The organism is Paraburkholderia sediminicola (assembly GCF_902859805.1).
Lineage (GTDB): Bacteria > Pseudomonadota > Gammaproteobacteria > Burkholderiales > Burkholderiaceae > Paraburkholderia > Paraburkholderia sediminicola.
This window is the reverse complement of record NZ_CADIKC010000012.1, coordinates 185,966-206,184: the sequence shown is the minus strand read 5'-3', so window position 1 is coordinate 206,184 and position 20,219 is coordinate 185,966. Positions and strand designations below refer to the sequence as shown.

Below are 20,219 nucleotides of genomic sequence, written 5' to 3'. Positions count from 1 at the left end.
GCGTTACGAAGTCCCTCGATTCCTGGGTGAGCACGGGCGCTGCACTGCAACAGCCCGCGCATGTGCGGCAGAAGTGCAAACGACCGGTTCGTTGGACCCTGTTCAACCGCATTGTTCGAGTTTTGCGTAGTACCTTGGGGTCCGGTTACATGATTGCGCCGGCCATGCGGACCTATTAAACAACCGAACCGCTTGCTTTTTCCGATTGAGCGGGGCGCAGGCCGGACTGTCCAGCTTACTTCAGCCACTTATCCGAGATCGCCTGATATTCGCCGGTCGCTCGCGCAAGGTGCAACCACTGATCGACGTATTGCTGGAACGCCACATCACCCCGCGGCAACAGCCAGGCCTTCTCTCCGTACTGGAAAGGCTTGTCCGGATGCACCGAGCAAAGGCCTGGATTCAGCTTTTGTTGCAGCAAGGTCTCCGACGCGTCCGTCACCATCACGTCAGCCTTGCCGGCGAGGATCTGTTTGAAGATCGTCACGTTATCCGGATAGACGGTCAGGTTCGCGTGCGGGAAATACTGCTTCGCGAAACGCTCGTTGGTGCCGCCCGGATTGACGATCACACGGGTCGCCGGCTGATCGATCTGCGCCACGGTTTGATACTTGCTGACGTCGTCACACCGAACGATTGGCGTCTTGCCGTCGATCATGTACGCCTGCGTGAAAAACGCGCGCTTCTGGCGTTCGAGCGTCGGCGAAACACCGCCCACGCCAACGTCGCATTTCGCCACGAAGTCGTTCATCAGGTTTGACCACGACGTCTTGACGAATTCCGCCTTCACCCCGAGCGATTTGGCGAGCGACTCGGTCATGTCGATATCGATGCCTTCGAACTGGCCGTCTGCCTTGTAGAACGAGTAGGGCTTGTAATCGCCGGTCGTACAGGCGCGCAGCGTGCCGCGCGCGAGGATTTCGTCAAGCCGTGAGGGCCCCGCGGCGGGGGGTGCGGTCTGCGCCTGAGCCACGCCTGCGTGCATCAAAACACCGGTCAGAACGCCGAGTAGTGCGAGTGCTGCCTTGTTCATCGAGTCTCCTTGCTTATGCGTAACTTTGTGCGTAATTGTTTGGTAAGGCCGTCGGATGATAGCCCGGCAAATCACGCTTGAACATTGGCCGTTCAGCTGAGTCATGGCGCCGCACCGGGCAGCAAAATAGCCGTCTGCAATCAAGGTGCGCCACAGTTATTGCCCGCATCAAGCGCGATGCGGCGAGCCGGGTCCGGTAAAATGCTCCTTTGCCTTCAGTCGTACGCAACGTGGCCCATAAACTCCTGAACGACACTTTCCTGCGCGCGCTGCTGCGCCAGCCGACCGACTACACGCCGATCTGGCTGATGCGGCAGGCTGGCCGCTACCTGCCGGAATACAACGCCACGCGGGGTCGCGCGGGCAGTTTCCTCGGTCTGGCAAAGAACCCGGCGTACGCAACGGAAGTCACGCTGCAGCCGCTCGAGCGCTATCCGCTCGACGCCGCGATCCTGTTCTCCGACATCCTCACCGTGCCTGACGCCATGGGCCTGGGTCTCGAGTTCGTCGCCGGCGAGGGCCCGAAATTCGCTCGCCCGGTGCGCAAGGAAGACGATGTGGCGCGCCTCGCCGTCCCCGATATCGACGCTACGCTGCGCTACGTGACCGACGCGGTGCGCGAAATCCGCACCGCGCTTACCGACGCGCAAGGCCGTCAGCGCGTGCCGCTGATCGGATTTTCCGGCAGCCCGTGGACACTGGCGTGCTACATGGTGGAAGGCAGCGGTTCAGCGGACTTCCGCACGGTCAAATCGATGCTGTACGCACGTCCTGACCTGATGCACAGAATCCTCGACGTCAACGCGAAGTCGGTTGCGGCGTACCTGAATGCGCAGATCGAAGCCGGCGCGCAAGCCGTGATGATCTTCGACACGTGGGGCGGGGCGCTCGCGGACGGCGTCTACCAACGCTTCTCGTTGCAGTACATCCAGCAGGTCGTGAGCCAACTGAAACGCGATCACGACGGAGAAAAAGTGCCCGTGATCACCTTCACGAAGGGCGGCGGGTTATGGCTCGACGAGATCGCGGATATCGGCGTGGATGCGGTAGGCCTCGACTGGACCGTGAATCTGAGCAAGGCACGCGAGCGCGTAGGTAGCAAGGTGGCGCTGCAAGGCAATATCGATCCGTCAGTGCTATTTGCTCCGCCGGCCGCGATCCGCATGGAAGCACGCGCCGTGCTCGACAACTTCGGCAATCATCCGGGTCACGTTTTCAACCTCGGCCACGGCATTTCGCAGTTCACGCCGCCGGAGAATGTTGCTGAACTCGTGGATGAAGTTCATCGTCATAGCCGCGCGATTCGAAGCGGCGCGCATGCACCAAGCTGACGCCGGAAACGTTGCCATTTTTGCTGCAATGCGGCGAACTGGGCTCTCGCTCTAAGGGAATATTTGTAGTTGGCAGGCCGTCAGATGGCGGTCCTGCGAAAGTCAAGACTTGACTTATGCACATTGATCACGCTGCGGCGCGGTAGAAGCTTTCGTCGTGCCCCAGCCCTTGCACATTGCAGGCGCATTTGATCTAAGCCTTGTCTGGCAAGGGTTTCAAGGGTTCACGACAAAATGTGCGGAAACCCACAGAAGGCCGCTGCGGCGCGGTTCCCGGCCCATCTGAACGAAGTTCTCAACAAAGTTATCCACAGGCAAGCGGACCGATTGCAATTGTTCAGCCGAATCCAAAACTTAGCGCCGAAATTGAAGTTTTACTTTAACTTCGATGGGCCTGCCGTTTGCCCAATGTGCACCGTGACGCGGCGTCTTGCCGCATGCATTCACCTGATTCACACCGCCGCGTGAGTGACGTGTTCGTCCGCGTCGCGCTGGATCATCCGTTGCCGACTTTGTTCGACTACCGTTGCGACACGCCCGAAAGTGTCGCGCCGGGCATGATGGTGAGCGTGCCGTTCGGCAAGCGTCACGTGGTGGGTCTCGTCTGCGAAGTGACCGCTCACAGTGACGTACCTGCTGATCGCCTGCGAGCGGTCACCCAAGTCTGTACCGCCTGCCCGCCTGTGTCGACCGAATGGCTACGGCTCGCAGCCTTCGCTGCCGACTACTATCAGCGCGGCCTCGGTGAAGTGGCACTGCCGGCTTTGCCGCAAGCCCTGCGTGACGCCGCGCGCTGGTCGCGCCTGTTCGCGCCTGAGGAGCGTTACAGCCTGACCGCCGAGGGCCGCGCCGCGTTGCCGGAAAAATTGCCGGCGCGAGCAAGCGCATTGCGCAAGCTTGCCCAAGCCCTCGCGGAGGCCGAATTTCTGAGCGCCGCCGACGCTCGCGCGCTTCATCCCAAAGCCATCGCAACGCTGGACGCATGGCAAGCCGAAGGCTGGGTCGCGCTGGAAGTAATCGAGGCCGCCGAGGTGCTCGCTGGCCCTGCATCACCGGATACACCCGCACCGATCCTACCCACGCTTACCGACGAACAGGCGACTGCGGTCGAAGCGATCCGCGACGCGAACGGCTTCGCTCCCTTCCTGCTGCACGGGGTGACGGGCAGCGGTAAAACCGAGGTATATCTGCGCGCGCTCGCTGAGATTCTGGCGGCGAAGCCCGACGCGCAGGCCCTCGTCCTCGTCCCTGAAATTAATCTGACGCCGCAGTTCGAGTCGGCCTTCCGTGCGCGCTTTGCCGCGCTCGAAGGCACCTCGATCGTCACGCTGCACAGCGGCCTCGCAGAAGGCGAACGCGCCCGCAACTGGTTCGCCGCGCATACCGGGCGCGCTCGCATCGTGCTCGGTACGCGACTGGCGGTGCTGGCCTCCTTGCCGAAACTCGCGATCATCGTCGTCGACGAGGAGCACGATCCGGCCTACAAGCAACAGGAAGGCTTGCGCTATTCGGCGCGCGATCTGGCGATCTATCGCGGCAAGCAACTCGGTTTGCCGGTCGTGCTCGGTTCGGCTACGCCGTCGTTGGAAAGCTGGTGGCAGGCGGATCAGGGGCGCTACAAGCGTCTCACGCTGTCGCGCCGCGCCGTTGCCGAGGCTGTTCTGCCGACTGTCAGGCTGATCGATCTCGAAGAAGAGCGGCGGCGCGGGCGCGCCTCGGTGGAAGGTTTGTCCGGGCCGCTGATCGCGGCGTTGAAGGCGCGGCTCGAGCGCGGCGAGCAAAGTCTCGTGTTCCTGAACCGGCGCGGCTACGCGCCACAGCTTTCCTGCGACGCCTGCGGCTGGGTGGCCGGTTGTCCACGTTGCAGCGCCTACGTCGTGTTGCATAAACCCGAGCGCGCGTTACGCTGCCACCACTGCGGCTGGGAATCGCGCATTCCGCGCTCGTGCCCGGAGTGCGGCAATGTCGACATCGCACCGATGGGACGCGGCACACAACGCGTCGAAGAAACGCTGGCGACCGCGGTGCCCGGCGCCCGCGTGCTGCGCATCGACGCCGACAGCACGCGCCGTAAAGGCAGCGCACAGGCGCTGTTCTCTGATGTCCACGCGGGCGAGGTCGATATCCTCGTCGGCACGCAGATGATCGCGAAGGGCCACGACTTCCAGCGGGTGTCGCTGGTCGGCGTGCTGAACGCCGACACCGCCTTGTTTTCGCACGACTTCCGCGCGAGCGAACGCCTCTTCGCGCAATTGATGCAAGTGAGCGGCCGCGCGGGCCGCGCCGGTTTGCCGGGCGAAGTGCTGGTGCAGACGCGCTACCCGCGCCATGCGCTGTATCACGCGTTGGGGCGGCACGACTACGTCGGCTTCGCCAATTCGACGCTGGCCGAGCGCCGCGACGCTCATCTGCCGCCGTTCGCCTATCAGGCTTTGCTGCGCGCGGAAGGTCGCACGCTCGAAGCCGCGCTCGCTTTCCTGCAACAGGCCGCCGCCGCGCTGACGGAGATCCCGGCCGCCGCGCGCGTGACGGTTTATGACGCCGTGCCGCTCACCATCGTCAAGGTGATGCACGTGCACCGGGCGCAATTGCTGATCGAAAGCGCGTCGCGGGCGGCGCTGCAGGCCACGTTGCGCGCCTGGCAACCGATGCTGCGCGGCCTGAAAGGCGTGCTGCGCTGGAATCTCGAAGTCGATCCCCTCGACATCTGACGCCCGCAGCCGGCCGCTTTGCGACAACTTCGCGGCATTACTCCTTTAAGTCATATTCATAGAGCGAATGGTCGTTTCGTTTTGCGCCATCGCTCGCCTATATTTCGCCGAATCGGCGCACCTTCAGGCAAAACTCAAATATCCCGCGCCGATGCACCTCAACTTCCTCGGGGCATTTGCGATGAGCGATACCAACCAGACGTTGCCGACCGGCGCCGCGCCCGGCAAACCGCGCAGTGACCATAGCGCACACGGCGGCGGGCTCTTTTCAACTGAAGACTGGTGGGCCGTCTGGATCGGCCTGCTGGTGATCGTGATTGCCTGGGCGCTGTTCGCCTCGGGCAGCAGCATCAAGTGGCTGGCGGTCGCGCCGGCCAAATGGGCGAGCGTGGGGCAGGCCGCGCAGGACATCGGCAAGCATCTGCCGAACTACGTCGCGCTGTTCGTCGTGTTCGCCGTGCTGTTCGGTGTGAGCCTTGCCGCGTTGAAGCAGCGGGTCGGCGTTTTCGTGGGCTCGTTCGCGATTCTGTTCATCGCGTCGGCGCTGATTTTCACGCTGGGTGCGTGGGTCAATGCGTCGAAGTACAACCTCGAGCCGCCGCTGGTGGCGCTGGCGCTAGGCCTCCTGATTTCCAACGTGTTCACGTTGCCCGAGTGGTTTTCAGCGGGCTTGCGCGTGGAGTTTTATATCAAGGTCGGCATCGTGTTGCTCGGCGCGACGCTGCCGTTCACCTTGCTGGTATGGGCGGGGCCGGTTGCCGTCGGGCAGGCCACCATCGTCTCACTCGTGACATTCTTCGTGATCTTCCTTGTCGCCAAGGCGCTCGGTCTCGAGCGGCGTTTCGCGGCCGTGCTGGGCGTGGGCGGCGCGGTGTGCGGCGTGTCGGCGGCGATCGCGATTGCCGGTGCGGTGCGCGCCAAACGTGAACAGGCGTCGGTGGCAATTACGCTGGTGGTCCTGTGGGCGATCGTGATGATTTTCGTGTTGCCCTTTGCGTCGCGCTCGCTGGGACTCTCGACCGCAGTGGCGGGCGCATGGATCGGCACATCCGAATTCGCCGACGCCGCGGGTATTGCCGCCGCGCAAGCCTACGGCGACTTCGCGAAGCATGCGGGCGGTGCGATTGCGGGCGCCCCCGAGGCATCGTTGCAGGCGTTCACGCTGATGAAGGTGGTCGGCCGTGATATCTGGATCGGTATCTGGGCGTTCGTGCTCGCCATCGTCGCGACGACGCGCTGGGAGTCGCAGGACAGCGGCGTCAAAGCCAAGGCCAACGCCGGTGAAATCTGGGCGCGTTTTCCCAAGTTCGTGATTGGCTTCGTGATCGCGTCGGCGCTGGTGACGTGGATCGCCAGCCACTACTCGTTGGCCGACTACCGCAAGGTCGTCACGCCCGAATTCGTCGCGCCGATTACCGCGCTACGCACATGGGCGTTCACCTTCTGTTTCCTGAGCATTGGGTTGACCACACGCCTGCGCGCGCTTTCGGCCACCGGACTGAAGCCGTTCCTGGCTTTTACGGCGGGCGTAGTCGTCAATATCGCCATCGGCTACGCGCTGTCCGCGCACGTGTTCGCACCGTACTGGAATAGCTTGGGGCAGGGCTCGTGATGAGCGAGGCGGTCCGCATCGCCGGCACGGCCCACGCACGCTTCGATGCGTGCGCGCCGCGCTGTGCAAACTGCCGGTATCGCGCCGAAGATCGGCATTCACTGGAGCAGAGCATTCCGGGTCTCGCCGTGTTCAGTTCCGGGTTTGGCGCGAGCGTGGCGGACAGCCGGCTTTGCCGTCTGCACGACCAGCTCGTTTCACCCGACGACACCTGCGCGCAGCACGACCCCATTCCACGGCATTGACGCGTGCGTCGGCACGCCGCCTGGCGTGAGCCATGCGGCGCGTATCTGCTTTGCGGTGTCAGTCGGGGAACGGCGTCTTGATGTCAACCATTGACCGTCGGGCTTCGCCCCTCAATCGTTCAAAGCTGCCCGCGCATCGCCAGCTGATGCGCGCGAAGCCGGACGCACCTGCCTTTCGTCCGTCTCGCGTCTGCCCGGGCCGCGCGTCGCGCCGCGGATGAAAAGCACGCCGCACGTCGCGCACATCGCCCAGATGCCCAATATCACTAACCACTTTTCCATTTCGCCAGTCCTCTAAAACCCCGTACCGTTTTTATGTGCGTGCCTTGCGGCCGCGACCATCCATATTCTGTATAACGGCGCGCCGGACAATCTGATAAGGGTAAAAGCGAAAAGAAACACGCCAGGGAAAATACTGATCGCAACCGCTGTCGCCACGCGCAGCGCCATCCGGCGCAAACCCCCGCCGTACAGGGCTTGCAAGAAGGTGCAACCATGCTCAACGCATGGTTGCACCTTTTTATTTGGAGGCGTACGATTCGCCCAACTTTTAGTCTCTCCCTGGCGAATTCGTCTGGTATCCGAAGAAGGAAACATGGCTAGCACCACCCTTGGCGTCAAGGTCGACGACCTCCTGCGTTCCCGGCTGAAAGATGCCGCAACCCGGCTCGAACGCACTCCGCACTGGCTGATCAAGCAGGCGATCTTCGCGTACCTCGAAAAGATCGAGCACGGCCAATTGCCACCTGAATTGTCGGGCCACACGGGCTCGGCCGATCTGGCTGACGGCGCCGCGGTGGAGCAGGAGGAAGACGGTGCGTCGCATCCGTTCCTCGAATTCGCGCAGAACGTGCAACCGCAATCGGTGCTGCGTGCGGCGATTACCGCTGCGTATCGCCGTCCCGAGCCGGAATGCGTGCCGTTCCTGCTGGGTCAGGCGCGTCTGCCGGCCAATCTCGCGGGCGACGTGCAGGCGATGGCCGGCAAGCTGGTCGAAACGCTGCGCACCAAGAGCAAGGGCGGCGGCGTCGAAGGGCTGATCCACGAGTTCTCGCTGTCGAGCCAGGAAGGCGTGGCGCTGATGTGCCTCGCCGAAGCGCTGCTGCGCATCCCGGATCGCGCTACGCGCGACGCGCTGATCCGCGACAAGATCAGTAAGGGCGACTGGAAGTCGCACGTCGGCCAGGCGCCGTCGCTGTTCGTCAACGCCGCAACGTGGGGCTTGATGATCACCGGCAAACTGGTGGGCACCAACAGCGAGGCGAGCCTCTCGTCGGCGCTTACGCGTCTGATCGGCAAGGGCGGCGAGCCGTTGATCCGCAAGGGTGTCGACATGGCGATGCGCCTGATGGGCGAGCAGTTCGTCACCGGCGAGAACATCTCCGAAGCGCTGGCGAATAGCCGCAAGTACGAAGCACGCGGCTTCCGCTACTCGTATGACATGCTCGGCGAAGCGGCCACCACCGAAGCCGACGCGCAACGCTATTACGCCTCGTACGAACAGGCGATCCACGCGATCGGCAAAGCGGCCGGCGGCCGCGGCATTTACGAAGGCCCGGGCATCTCGATCAAGCTCTCCGCGCTGCACGCGCGCTACTCGCGCTCGCAACAGGAACGCACGATGAGCGAGCTGCTGCCGCGCGTGCGCTCGCTGGCGATTCTTGCGCGCCGCTACGACATCGGCCTGAACATCGACGCTGAAGAAGCCGACCGCCTCGAAATCTCGCTCGATCTGCTCGAAGCGCTGTGCTTCGATCCGGAACTGGCCGGCTGGAACGGTATCGGTTTCGTGGTGCAGGCGTATCAGAAGCGCTGCCCGTTCGTGATCGAATACCTGATCGATCTCGCACGCCGCAGCCGTCACCGCATCATGGTTCGCCTCGTGAAGGGCGCGTACTGGGATACGGAAATCAAGCGCGCACAAGTGGACGGCCTCGAAGGCTATCCGGTCTACACGCGCAAGATCTACACGGACGTCTCCTACCTCGCCTGCGCGAAGAAGCTGCTGAGCGCGCCGGACGCGGTCTATCCGCAGTTCGCCACGCACAACGCGCACACGCTGTCGGCGATCTATTACCTCGCAGGCAATAACTACTACCCCGGCCAGTACGAGTTCCAATGCCTGCACGGCATGGGCGAACCGCTGTATGAGGAAGTCACCGGCCGCGACAAGCTGAATCGTCCGTGCCGCGTGTATGCGCCGGTCGGCACGCATGAAACGCTGCTCGCGTACCTCGTGCGCCGCCTGCTGGAAAACGGCGCGAACACCTCGTTCGTGAACCGCATCGCCGATGAAAACGTCGCGATTACGGACCTGATCGCCGACCCGGTCGACGAAGCCTCGAAGATCGTTCCGCTCGGCGCGCCGCACGCGAAAATTCCGCTGCCGCGCAATCTGTTCGGCGCCGAGCGTCTCAATTCGATGGGCCTCGATCTGTCGAACGAACATCGTCTGGCCTCGCTGTCGTCGGCGTTGCTGGCGAGCGCGCATCATCCGTGGCGCGCCGCGCCGATGCTCGAAGACAACGAGATCGCCGTGGGCGTCGCGCGTGATGTGCGCAACCCGGCCGATCACCGCGACCTCGTCGGTACTGTGGTGGAAGCGACCGCGGAACATGTGAGCGCCGCAATGGCTCACGCAGTCGCCGCCGCACCGATCTGGCAAGCGACGCCGGTCGATGCCCGCGCCGATTGCCTCGCGCGCGCCGCCGATCTGCTTGAAGCGCAGATGCACACGCTGATGGGTCTCGTGGTGCGCGAAGCCGGCAAGTCGCTGGCGAACGCGGTGGCGGAAATCCGTGAAGCGATCGATTTCCTGCGCTACTACTCGACGCAGATCCGCAACGAATTCTCAAACGACACGCACCGCCCGCTTGGTCCGGTGGTCTGTATCAGTCCGTGGAACTTCCCGCTGGCGATTTTCATGGGCCAGGTGGCCGCAGCGTTGGCGGCTGGTAACACTGTGCTCGCGAAGCCGGCCGAACAAACGCCGCTGATCGCCGCGCAAGCCGTGCGTATTCTGCGCGAAGCCGGCGTGCCGGCGGGCGCGGTGCAACTGCTGCCGGGCGATGGCGAAACGGTCGGCGCAGTGCTGGTGGCCGATCCGCGCACCCGTGCGGTGATGTTCACCGGTTCGACTGAAGTCGCGCGTCTGATTAACAAGACGCTGTCGAATCGCCTCGACCCTGAAGGCAAGCCGATTCCGCTGATCGCCGAAACCGGCGGCCAGAACGCGATGATCGTCGATTCGTCGGCGCTGGCTGAGCAGGTGGTTGCGGACGTGCTGCAGTCGTCGTTCGACTCCGCCGGTCAACGGTGTTCCGCGTTGCGCGTTCTTTGTCTACAAGAAGATGTGGCGGACCGCACGCTCGAAATGCTGACGGGCGCGATGCGCGAACTGTCGGTGGGCAATCCTGATCGGCTGTCGATCGACGTCGGCCCGGTGATCGACCTTGACGCGAAGCGCGGTATCGACGCGCACGTCGCGGCGATGCGCGAGAAAGGCCGCAAGGTCGAGCAGCTGCCGATGCCGGACGGCGCGGGACAAGGCACGTTTGTTCCGCCGACGCTGATCGAACTCGAGAGCATCGACGAATTGAAGCGTGAAGTGTTCGGTCCGGTGCTGCATGTGGTGCGTTATCGCCGCAGCCAGCTGGACAAACTGCTTGAACAGATTCGCACGACCGGCTACGGCCTGACGCTTGGCATTCACACGCGGATCGACGAAACGATCGCTCACGTGATCAGCCGCGCGCATGTCGGCAACATCTACGTGAACCGCAATGTGATCGGCGCGGTGGTGGGTGTTCAGCCGTTCGGTGGTGAAGGTTTGTCGGGCACGGGGCCGAAAGCAGGTGGCGCGCTGTATCTGCAGCGTTTGCTGGCGACGCGCCCGGCAGGGTTGCCGAAGTCGCTGGCCGATGCACTGATCGTTGATGTGCCGCAGGCGGGCGTGAACGGGGATAATCCGTCCACGGCTTTGACGGCGCTGCGCGACTGGCTGATCAGCGAACAGCAGCCGGTGCTGGCCGCACGCTGCGACGGTTATCTGTCGCATGTGCCGGCGGGCGCAACTGCGGTATTGTCTGGGCCCACGGGCGAGCGCAACACCTACACGCTGGGTGCGCGCGGTACGGTGCTGTGTATTGCCTCGACGGCAAGCGGTGCGCGCGTGCAGTTTGCCGCAGCGCTGGCTACGGGAAATCGCGCCTTGTTCGAAGGCGCGGCGGGTGAACAATTGGTGTCGCAGCTGCCCGCCGCGTTGAAGTCTTACGCAAGCGTGAAGAAGAGCGCCGATATGCCGTTCGACGCCGTGCTGTTCGAAGGCGATAGCGACGAACTGCTGGCGCTGGTCAAGGAAGTTGCGAAACGTGCGGGGCCGATCGTTTCGGTGCAGGGCGTCGCGGCGCGCGCGCTGGAAAGCGGCGAGGAGGACTATGCGCTCGAGCGTCTGTTGACGGAACGCTCGGTCAGCGTGAATACGGCAGCAGCAGGCGGCAATGCGAATTTGATGACGATCGGTTGAGCGAACCTCATCGATTACTTCAATAAAACGGAAGCGGTACGGCGACCCCGAAAAACCGCTCCATCCACACCTGGTACCAAGGAGAAGCTATGCAACACAAAATGAAACAGCTGGCAGGCGCAGCGCTGGTTGCGGCAATGTCGCTGGCGGGGACGGCCAACGCTCAATCGACCGAAGACGTGAAGATCGGCTTTGCCGGTCCGATGACGGGCGCACAGGCGCACTACGGTAAGGACTTCCAGAACGGCATCACGCTGGCTGTGGAAGACATGAACGCCACCAAGCCGGTGATCGGCGGCAAGCCGGTTCGCTTCGTGCTGGATTCGGCCGACGACCAGGCTGACCCGCGCACCGGCACGACCGTTGCACAAAAGCTCGTGGATGACGGCATCAAGGGCATGCTGGGCCACTTCAACTCGGGCACCACGATTCCGGCTTCGCGCATTTACGCGAACGCGGGCATCCCGGAAATCGCCATGGCGACGGCGCCTGAGTACACGCAACAAGGCTTCAAGACCACGTTCCGCATGATGACGTCCGACACGCAGCAAGGTTCGGTCGCCGGCACGTTCGCGGTGAAGACGCTGGGCGTGAAGAAGATCGCGATCGTCGACGACCGCACGGCTTACGGCCAGGGTCTGGCTGATCAGTTCGAAAAGGCAGCGAAGGCAGCGGGCGGCTCGATCGTCGATCGTGAATACACGAACGACAAGGCTGTCGACTTCAAGTCGATCCTGACCAAGCTGAAGTCGGTCAACCCGGACCTGATCTATTACGGCGGCGCGGATTCGCAAGCGGCACCGATGGTCAAGCAGATGAAGGCACTGGGCATCAAGGCACCGCTGATGGGCGGCGAAATGGTCCACACGCCGACGTTCATCCAGATCGCGGGTGATGCAGCGAACGGCACGGTGGCATCGCTCGCCGGCCTGCCGCTGGAAGAAATGCCGGGCGGCAAGGACTACGTCGCGAAGTACAAGAAGCGCTTCAACGAAGACGTGCAAACGTACTCGCCGTACGCTTATGACGGCGCAATGGCGATGTTCGACGCAATGAAGAAGGCTAACTCGACCGATCCGGCCAAGTACCTGCCGCTGCTCGCGAAGACCTCGATGCCGGCAGTGACGGCAGCGAACCTCGCGTACGACGGCAAGGGCGACCTGAAGAACGGCGGCATCACGCTGTACAAGGTTGTCGACGGCAAGTGGACGACGCTGCAAAGCGTGGGCGGGAAGTAAGCGGTTTTTCGCATGTGCATTTGAGCGTCGCGCGCGGTTTTCGCGTGGCGCTCGCTGCACAAAAAAGCCCTGCAGCTCTTTTGAGGTGCAGGGCTTTTTCTTTGTTGCTTCGCTATGCGTGCAGGTCACAACGCAATGTCGTCACTCGCCTCGCAGTTTCCTTCCCTGCTCGCGAATCTGTTCCAACGTTGCGCCCGGCGTGCTTGCCTCCTGCGGCATGCGGATCTCGATTACTGCCGCACGCTTGGCTTCGATCGAGCGTTGCAGTGCAGGCAGAAAATCTTCAGTCCGCTCAACGATCTCCCCATGCGCGCCGAACGACCTCGCGAACGCCGCGAAGTCCGGATTCGTGAGACCCGTACCATGCACACGATTCGGATAGTGCCGTTCCTGATGCATCCGGATCGTGCCAAAGTGACTGTTATTCACGACGATGAAAATCACATGCAGGTCGTACTGCATAGCCGTCGCGAGTTCCTGCGCGGACATCATGAAGCAGCCGTCGCCAGCTAATGCGACGACGGCCCGTCGCGGATACATCGACTTCGCCGCAATCGCCGCTGGGACACCGTAGCCCATCGCGCCACTGGTCGGCGCGAGTTGCGAGCGGAAATGCCGATACGAAAAATGCCGATGCAGCCACGTTGCGTAGTTGCCCGCGCCGTTCGTGAGGATCGCGTCTTCCGGCAAATGCGCGCGCAATTGCTGGATCACTTCACCCATTTGCACGTCGCCGGGAATCGGGCGCGGCTTGCGCCAGTCGAGATACGCGCGATGCGCTTCTTCCGCGGCGCCGGCCCATGCGAGCTTGTCGGAAGAAGGCTTCAACGCCGCAAGCAACGCTGCCAGTTCCGGCATGCCGGAGACGATCGGCAGATCCGCGGCGTAGACGCGGCCGAGTTCTTCAGCGCCTTGATGTACGTGCACCAGCGTTTGCTTTGTCTTCGGGATGTCGAGCAGCATGTAGCCGTTGGTTGTTGCTTCACCTAGCCGCGGGCCGAGCGTGAGCAGCAGGTCTGCATCGCGGATACGTTGTGCAAGCGCCGGATTGATACCGAGGCCGACATCACCGGCGTAGTTCGGATGCTCATTATCGAGCGTGTCCTGAAAGCGGAACGCGAGGCCGATCGGCAATTGCCAATTTTCGACGAAGCGTTGCAGGTCGGCACAAGCCGAAGGCGTCCAACCGCTGCCGCCGGCAATCACCATCGGCCGTTGCGCGCCTTCCAGCAATCGACGCAACTCGTCCATCTGAGCCGCAGACGGCGACGCCGCCACACGCTTGTACGCGGGCGCGCCGGCCACAAGGTCGCACGCGTCGCTCAACACATCTTCCGGTAACGACAACACGACCGGCCCCGGGCGTCCCGACGTCGCCGTGTGAAACGCATGACTCAGATACTCGGGAATGCGTTTCGGATCGTCGATTTGCGCGACCCATTTCGCCATCTGCCCAAACATGCGCCGGTAGTCGATTTCCTGAAAGGCCTCGCGATCGAGATGCTCGCGCGCGCATTGGCCGATCAGCAGGATCATCGGCGTGGAGTCCTGAAACGCGGTGTGCACGCCGATCGATGCATGCGTTGCGCCGGGTCCGCGCGTGACGATCGCGACGCCCGGACGCCCCGTCAATTTGCCGACGGCTTCGGCCATGTTCGCGGCCGCCGCTTCGTGCCGGCAGACGATGGTCTGAATGCGGTCTGTTTCGTCGTGCAGCGAATCGAGCACGGCGAGAAAGCTCTCGCCGGGTACGCAGAAAACACGCTCGACGCCGTGCGTCAGCAAGGCGTCGACGACAAGACGTGCGCCGGTAGTCTGGGCGGTGGAAGGAGATTCAGAAGCGAGCGGCATTGCGATGAAGCCTCCAGGTGTTGCGATGGGTTCGATCGGCGCGGTCGGGTCGTTGTGCTCTCAACACTCCACAATATTCACCGCCAACCCACCGCGAGACGTTTCCTTGTACTTCGTCTTCATATCCGCGCCGGTCTGCATCATCGTCTTGATCACAGAGTCCAGCGACACGTAATGGGTGCCGTCACCGCGCAGCGCCATTCGCGCCGCATTCACGGCTTTCACCGAGCCCATGGCATTGCGCTCGATACACGGAATCTGCACCATCCCGCCGACCGGATCGCAGGTCAGGCCGAGGTTATGTTCCATGCCGATCTCGGCCGCATTCTCGACTTGCTCAGGCGTGCCGCCCATCACCGCAGCAAGCCCACCCGCAGCCATCGAGCAGGCCACGCCTACTTCACCCTGGCATCCCACTTCCGCGCCTGAAATCGACGCGTTCAGCTTGTACAGAATGCCGATTGCCGCCGCCGTCATCAGGAAGTCGATCACACCCTGCTCGTTCGAGCCTGGCATGAAGCGCGTGTAGTAATGCAGCACGGCCGGGATGATGCCGGCCGCGCCGTTGGTCGGCGCCGTGACCACGCGGCCGCCCGCAGCGTTTTCTTCATTCACGGCGATGGCGTAGAGATTGATCCAGTCGACCATGGACAGCGGATCGCGCAGCGCCAGCTCAGGATTGCCCGACAACGCGCGATACAACTGCGGCGCGCGGCGCTTCACCTGGAACGGACCGGGCAGATGACCGTCGGCATCCGGATTGTTGATACCGCAACCGCGCGACACGCACGATTGCATCACGTTCCAGATCTTCAGCAAGCCCGCACGCGTCTCTTCTTCGGTGTGCCAGACGCGTTCGTTTTCCCACATCAATTGCGCGATGCTCTTGCCGGTCGATTTGCACAGCGCGAGCAATTCGTTGCCGCTGCGGAACGAATGCGGCAATTGTTCGACGGCGCTCAGCACCTTCGTGTTCGGCGCGCCCGCCGTGACGACAAAACCGCCGCCAACCGACAGATACGTCGACTCGCGCAGCGTCTCGCCTGCTGCATCGAACGCGCGCAGTTTCAGGCCGTTCGGATGCTCGGACAGCGCCTGGCGAAGAAACGAAATGTGATCTTTCTGGACGAACGGCACGTCGTGCGTGCCGAGCAACGCGAGCTTGCGCGACGCCTTTACCGCTTCGAGCCGCTGCGCGATCGTGTCCGGATCGACGGTGTCGGGTGCATCGCCCATCAAGCCGAGCATCACGCCGCGATCGGTGCCGTGACCTTTGCCGGTCGCACCGAGCGACCCATACAGATCCACTTTCACCGATGCCGTCGCGCCAAGCAGCCCGTCGCGTTCGAGCCCTTGCGCGAACATCAGCGCCGCACGCATCGGCCCGACCGTATGCGAACTGGACGGACCAATGCCGATTTTAAAGAGGTCGAACACGCTGACTGCCATTTACTGCTCCCTGCTGATAAAAGTTAGTTTAGCGCGCCGGCAGCGGTAAGCACACGGCGAGCCATGCGGGCGGCGTCGGTGCGAGCTGCAGCGCGATCGGCGTATAGCGTCCGTCAAGACGCGCCGCCAGGTGAAACAGTTCCGTCGCGTTTTTCGGATCCCATTGACCCGAATAGCCGGGCAAACCGGCCTCACGACGTTTGGCATCGAACGGAACGTTCGAATGCACGAATTCTTCATGCGTTTTGCTGCCATCCGCGTACGGCGTGAGCCAGTTCAGCGCGGCTTGCAGCGATGCGCCGTTCGCCCCCTTCTCCGGCAACCAGTTACGGTTGTGGCGGCGCGCGGCGAGCGCGGCGGTCACGAGCGGCTGCAGATCATAGGTGACGTAGTGCAGCGCGTCGCGCTCGCCGAAGTCGAACGTCGATCCGTCCGGCGCAATGTTGTCGCCGATATGCTCGTCGAACAGGCGCTGCGCTGCGTTGATCATCTTGCGGTTATCCAGCGTGAACGCGGCCATCGAGATCAGCTTGATCCGGTGGCTTTGCCAATTGTTCCTGAACGTGCCCTTGAGCGGCCGCGGCTGCGCGTCGATCTGCGCGATATAGCCGCTCGCGAGCTTCGTCAGGAACGCCATCGATGCATTGCGCGTCTTCACCGGCAACGCGCTCGCGGTCATGTCGTAGGCGAGAATCAGGCCTTCGAAATGGGTTTCGTCGATCGGATTGAAACTGGGTTGATAAGTTGTGACCCACGCATATAGCAAGCGGTCGACCAGCTTCAGATAACGGTCGTCGCTGGTTGCGCGCCAGGCGAGCGCAGCGTCGCGCAGCAGATCCAGATCCTTCTCCGCCTCGACGCTTTGATCGTAAATACCCTCGTGCGGCAGCGTGCCTTCGGTATGCAGTTTCGCCAGCGCATGCGGCGGGTCGTTCAGATGTGCCAGTACATTGCTCACCAGCGCCTTGACGCCTGGATCGGCATTCGTGCGCTCGCTGGTTTGCAGCGCGGGTGCCGCGCAAAAATTCATTGCGGCCTGCGCCTGCCGTAGCGGCAGCAGCACCGCTGCGCCAGCCAGCAATAGCGTGCAAGCCTGTTGCCATGTTTGGGTTCGCCTGATTTCGGTCCGGCTTTGCATCAATCGCACCTTTCGCGCCATGCGAAACTCCTCGTTAGGCTGATTCGGTGTGTGATGTTAGCCGTTTGCGGACACAAGCGACAGAACCGCGCAACGCCTGCTTACAACCTTCAGGCGCTGCGCGGTTTGGGGGCCGGCTTACTCGTAGTCGGCGATCGGCACGCAGGAGCAGAACAGATTGCGGTCGCCGTACACGTTGTCCGCACGGCCGACCGGCGGCCAGTACTTCTTCGCGATCAGCGTGGGCAGCGGATACGCCGCGGTTTCGCGCGCATACGCATGCTTCCAGTCGTTGGCGATGACTACCGCTGCCGTATGCGGCGCATGCTTGAGCGGATTGTCTTCGCGGTCCGAGCGGCCGTCTTCGACAGCGCGGATTTCCTCGCGGATTGCGATCATCGCTTCGATAAAGCGGTCGAGTTCTTCCTTCGATTCCGATTCGGTCGGCTCGACCATCAGCGTGCCCGGCACCGGGAAGCTCATGGTCGGTGCGTGGAAGCCGTAGTCGGCGAGGCGCTTGGCGACGTCGTCGACGGAGATGCCGCTGGTGTCCTTGATCGGACGCAGATCGAGAATGCATTCGTGCGCGACCAGTCCGCCCGGACCCGAGTACAGCACCGGGTAATGCGGCGCGAGTTTGTTCGCGACGTAGTTGGCGTTGAGGATCGCGGTTTCGGTGGCAGCCGTGAGGTTCTTCGCGCCCATCATCGCGATGTACATCCACGAAATCGGCAGGATCGAAGCGGAACCGTACGGTGCGCCCGACACAGCGCCGATCCCGTTCGGCGCACGCTCATAGCCCGACGAAATCTGGTTCGGCAGGAATTGCGCGAGATGCGCGCCGACCGCAACCGGACCGACGCCCGGTCCACCGCCGCCGTGCGGAATACAGAAGGTCTTGTGCAGGTTCAGGTGCGAGACGTCGCCGCCGAACTGACCTGGCGCACAGAGGCCGACCATGGCGTTCATGTTGGCGCCGTCCACATAAACCTGGCCGCCGTGAGCGTGCACGATCTCGCAGATTTCGCGGACGTTCGCTTCGAACACGCCATGTGTGGACGGATACGTGATCATGATCGCCGCGAGTTTGTCGGCGTGTTGCTCGGCTTTCTGTTTCAGGTCTTCGATATCGACGTTGCCTTGCGCGTCGCAAGCAACCACGACCACCTGCATGCCGGCCATCTGCGCGGACGCCGGGTTCGTGCCGTGCGCCGAAGCGGGAATCAGGCAGACATTGCGATGACCTTCGCCGCGCGATGCGTGGTACGCGTGAATGATCAACAGACCCGCGTACTCGCCTTGCGAGCCCGCGTTCGGCTGCAACGACACCGCTGCGTAGCCGGTGGCAGCGACCAGCATCTGTTCGAGCTGATCGATCATTTCGCGGTAGCCGACCGTTTGCTCAGCCGGAGCGAACGGGTGAATCTGACCGAATTCAGGCCACGTGACCGGCAGCATTTCCGAGGTCGCGTTCAGCTTCATCGTGCAGGAGCCGAGCGGGATCATCGAGCGGTCGAGTGCCAGATCCTTGTCGGAGAGGCTGCGCAGGTAGCGCAGCATTTCCGTTTCAGAATGATGACGGTTGAACACGTGGTGCGTGAGGTACGCGCTGGTGCGCTCGAGCGCGGCAGGCACCGTGTTTTCCGCGGGGAGTTCCGCGTCGAGGGTGTCGATCTGCGGGACTTCGTCGACAAACGCCGCTTGCGCGAACGCTGCGAGCAGATCGGCCAGATCGCTGCGCGTGGTGGTTTCGTCGATCGAGATGCCGACGCGCGAGTCGCTCACGCGGCGCAGATTGATGCGCCGCGCCGTTGCCGCGTCGTGCAGCGCCTGGGTGCGCGCGCCGGTTTCGAACGTGAGCGTGTCGAAGAACGTATCGTTGACGAGCGTGTAACCGAGCTTCTTCGCGCCGGCTGCGAGCAACGCCGCGATACGGTTCACGCGCAGCGCGATCGTCTTCAGACCGTGCGGGCCGTGATAGACGGCGTACATGCTGGCCATGATCGCGAGCAGCGCTTGCGCGGTACACACGTTCGAGGTCGCCTTCTCGCGGCGGATATGTTGTTCACGCGTTTGCAGCGCGAGACGCAGCGCCGGATTGCCTTGCGCATCGACGGTCACGCCGACCAGACGGCCCGGCATCTGACGCTTGAATTCATCGCGCACGGCGAGGTAAGCCGCGTGCGGGCCGCCGAAACCAACCGGCACGCCAAAACGCTGTGTGTTGCCGACGGCCACGTCCGCGCCCCATTCGCCCGGCGGCGTGAGAACGGTCAGCGCGAGCAGATCGGCAGCGACCACCACGTGGCCGCCTGCTGCATGGATTGCTTCAGCGAGTGCGCGGTAGTCGCGCACGTCGCCGTTTACGCCCGGGTATTGCAGCAGCACGCCGAACGCATTCGCGTTCGCGGCGTCCGCTGCCGGGCCCACTTTCACTTCGATGCCGACCGGCGTGGCGCGCGTCTTCACCACTTCGATGGTTTGCGGCAGCACGTCGTCAGCGACGTAAAACACGTTCGACTTCGGCTTGCCGACGCGTTGCAGCAGCGTCATCGCTTCGGCGGCGGCAGTCGCTTCGTCGAGCAGCGAGGCGTTCGAGATCGCGAGACCCGTCAGGTCGACGATCATTTGCTGGAAGTTCAGCAGCGCTTCCAGACGACCCTGCGAGATTTCCGGCTGATACGGCGTGTACGCTGTGTACCACGCCGGATTTTCCAGCACGTTACGCAGGATCACCGTCGGCGTATGCGCGTTGTAATAGCCCTGCCCGATATACGAGCGGAACACCTGGTTCTTGTCCGCCAGCTCACGCAGCGCGGCAAGCGCTTCGGCTTCGCTCTTCGGCTGGGCGAAGGGGCCGAGCGGCAGCGTTTCGGTGCGGCGGATCGTCTTCGGAATGACCGCGTCGATCAGCGCGGCGCGCGACGCGAAGCCGAGGGCTTCGAGCATCGCTTGCTGGTCGGCCGAATCCGGGCCGATGTGCCGTTCAGCGAAGGCGTCATGCACTTCGAGCGCGGCGAGCGAGAGAGGAGTGCGGTTCATCAGACGATCCGGGTGTTCGAGCTTCATGAGGTGTTCCTGGCGGT

General features: G+C 63.0%; 11 protein-coding genes. 6 read left to right on the top strand and 5 right to left on the bottom strand.

The annotated features are described in order from the left end of the window. Positions 1 to 235 precede the first annotated feature (235 nt). Entirely contained in the window at positions 236 to 1,033 is a 798-nt protein-coding gene (locus tag R8871_RS32150) for a transporter substrate-binding domain-containing protein (RefSeq protein ID WP_175054060.1), read from the bottom strand. Between the two features lie 230 nt (positions 1,034 to 1,263). On the opposite strand from R8871_RS32150, the gene hemE reads away from it, so the two are divergent. From hemE to R8871_RS32120, 6 genes are all read left to right on the top strand, one after another. Continuing rightward, a complete protein-coding gene (gene hemE / locus R8871_RS32145) occupies positions 1,264 to 2,364 on the top strand; it encodes a uroporphyrinogen decarboxylase (RefSeq protein ID WP_175054059.1) in 1,101 nt (366 codons plus the stop codon). A 437-nt stretch (positions 2,365 to 2,801) separates the two neighbouring features. Then, complete coding sequence (locus R8871_RS32140) at positions 2,802 to 5,075, top strand: primosomal protein N' (RefSeq protein WP_175054058.1); 2,274 nt, start codon at positions 2,802 to 2,804, stop codon at positions 5,073 to 5,075. Between the two features lie 181 nt (positions 5,076 to 5,256). Next, on the top strand, positions 5,257 to 6,687 hold the full coding sequence (locus R8871_RS32135) for a YeiH family protein (RefSeq protein WP_175054057.1): 1,431 nt from the start codon (positions 5,257 to 5,259) through the stop codon (positions 6,685 to 6,687). Beyond that, entirely contained in the window at positions 6,687 to 6,932 is a 246-nt protein-coding gene (locus tag R8871_RS32130; RefSeq protein WP_175054056.1) for a hypothetical protein, read from the top strand. Before R8871_RS32135 ends, R8871_RS32130 begins: the two co-directional genes overlap by 1 nt. A gap of 595 nt (positions 6,933 to 7,527) precedes the next feature. Further along, on the top strand, positions 7,528 to 11,457 hold the full coding sequence (gene putA / locus R8871_RS32125; protein ID WP_175054055.1) for a trifunctional transcriptional regulator/proline dehydrogenase/L-glutamate gamma-semialdehyde dehydrogenase: 3,930 nt from the start codon (positions 7,528 to 7,530) through the stop codon (positions 11,455 to 11,457). Positions 11,458 to 11,546: 89 nt separating this feature from the next. Then, positions 11,547 to 12,695 carry a branched-chain amino acid ABC transporter substrate-binding protein gene (locus R8871_RS32120; RefSeq protein ID WP_093634480.1) on the top strand — a complete coding sequence of 383 codons (1,149 nt, stop codon included), beginning with the start codon at positions 11,547 to 11,549 and terminating at the stop codon, positions 12,693 to 12,695. Positions 12,696 to 12,836: 141 nt separating this feature from the next. Here the strand turns inward: R8871_RS32120 and R8871_RS32115 are convergent, their stop codons facing one another. The 4 genes from R8871_RS32115 to gcvP all read right to left on the bottom strand — a co-directional run bounded on the left by R8871_RS32115 (position 12,837) and on the right by gcvP (position 20,202). Next, entirely contained in the window at positions 12,837 to 14,546 is a 1,710-nt protein-coding gene (locus R8871_RS32115; protein WP_175054054.1) for a thiamine pyrophosphate-binding protein, read from the bottom strand. Positions 14,547 to 14,606: 60 nt separating this feature from the next. After that, entirely contained in the window at positions 14,607 to 15,995 is a 1,389-nt protein-coding gene (locus R8871_RS32110) for an L-serine ammonia-lyase (protein WP_175054053.1), read from the bottom strand. 28 nt (positions 15,996 to 16,023) lie between these two features. Next, complete coding sequence (locus R8871_RS32105; protein WP_175054052.1) at positions 16,024 to 17,154, bottom strand: alginate lyase family protein; 1,131 nt, start codon at positions 17,152 to 17,154, stop codon at positions 16,024 to 16,026. A gap of 117 nt (positions 17,155 to 17,271) precedes the next feature. Then, the gene (gcvP, locus tag R8871_RS32100) at positions 17,272 to 20,202 is read right to left on the bottom strand and encodes an aminomethyl-transferring glycine dehydrogenase (RefSeq protein WP_175054051.1); all 2,931 of its coding nucleotides are present in this window, start codon (positions 20,200 to 20,202) and stop codon (positions 17,272 to 17,274) included. Positions 20,203 to 20,219 lie beyond the last annotated feature (17 nt).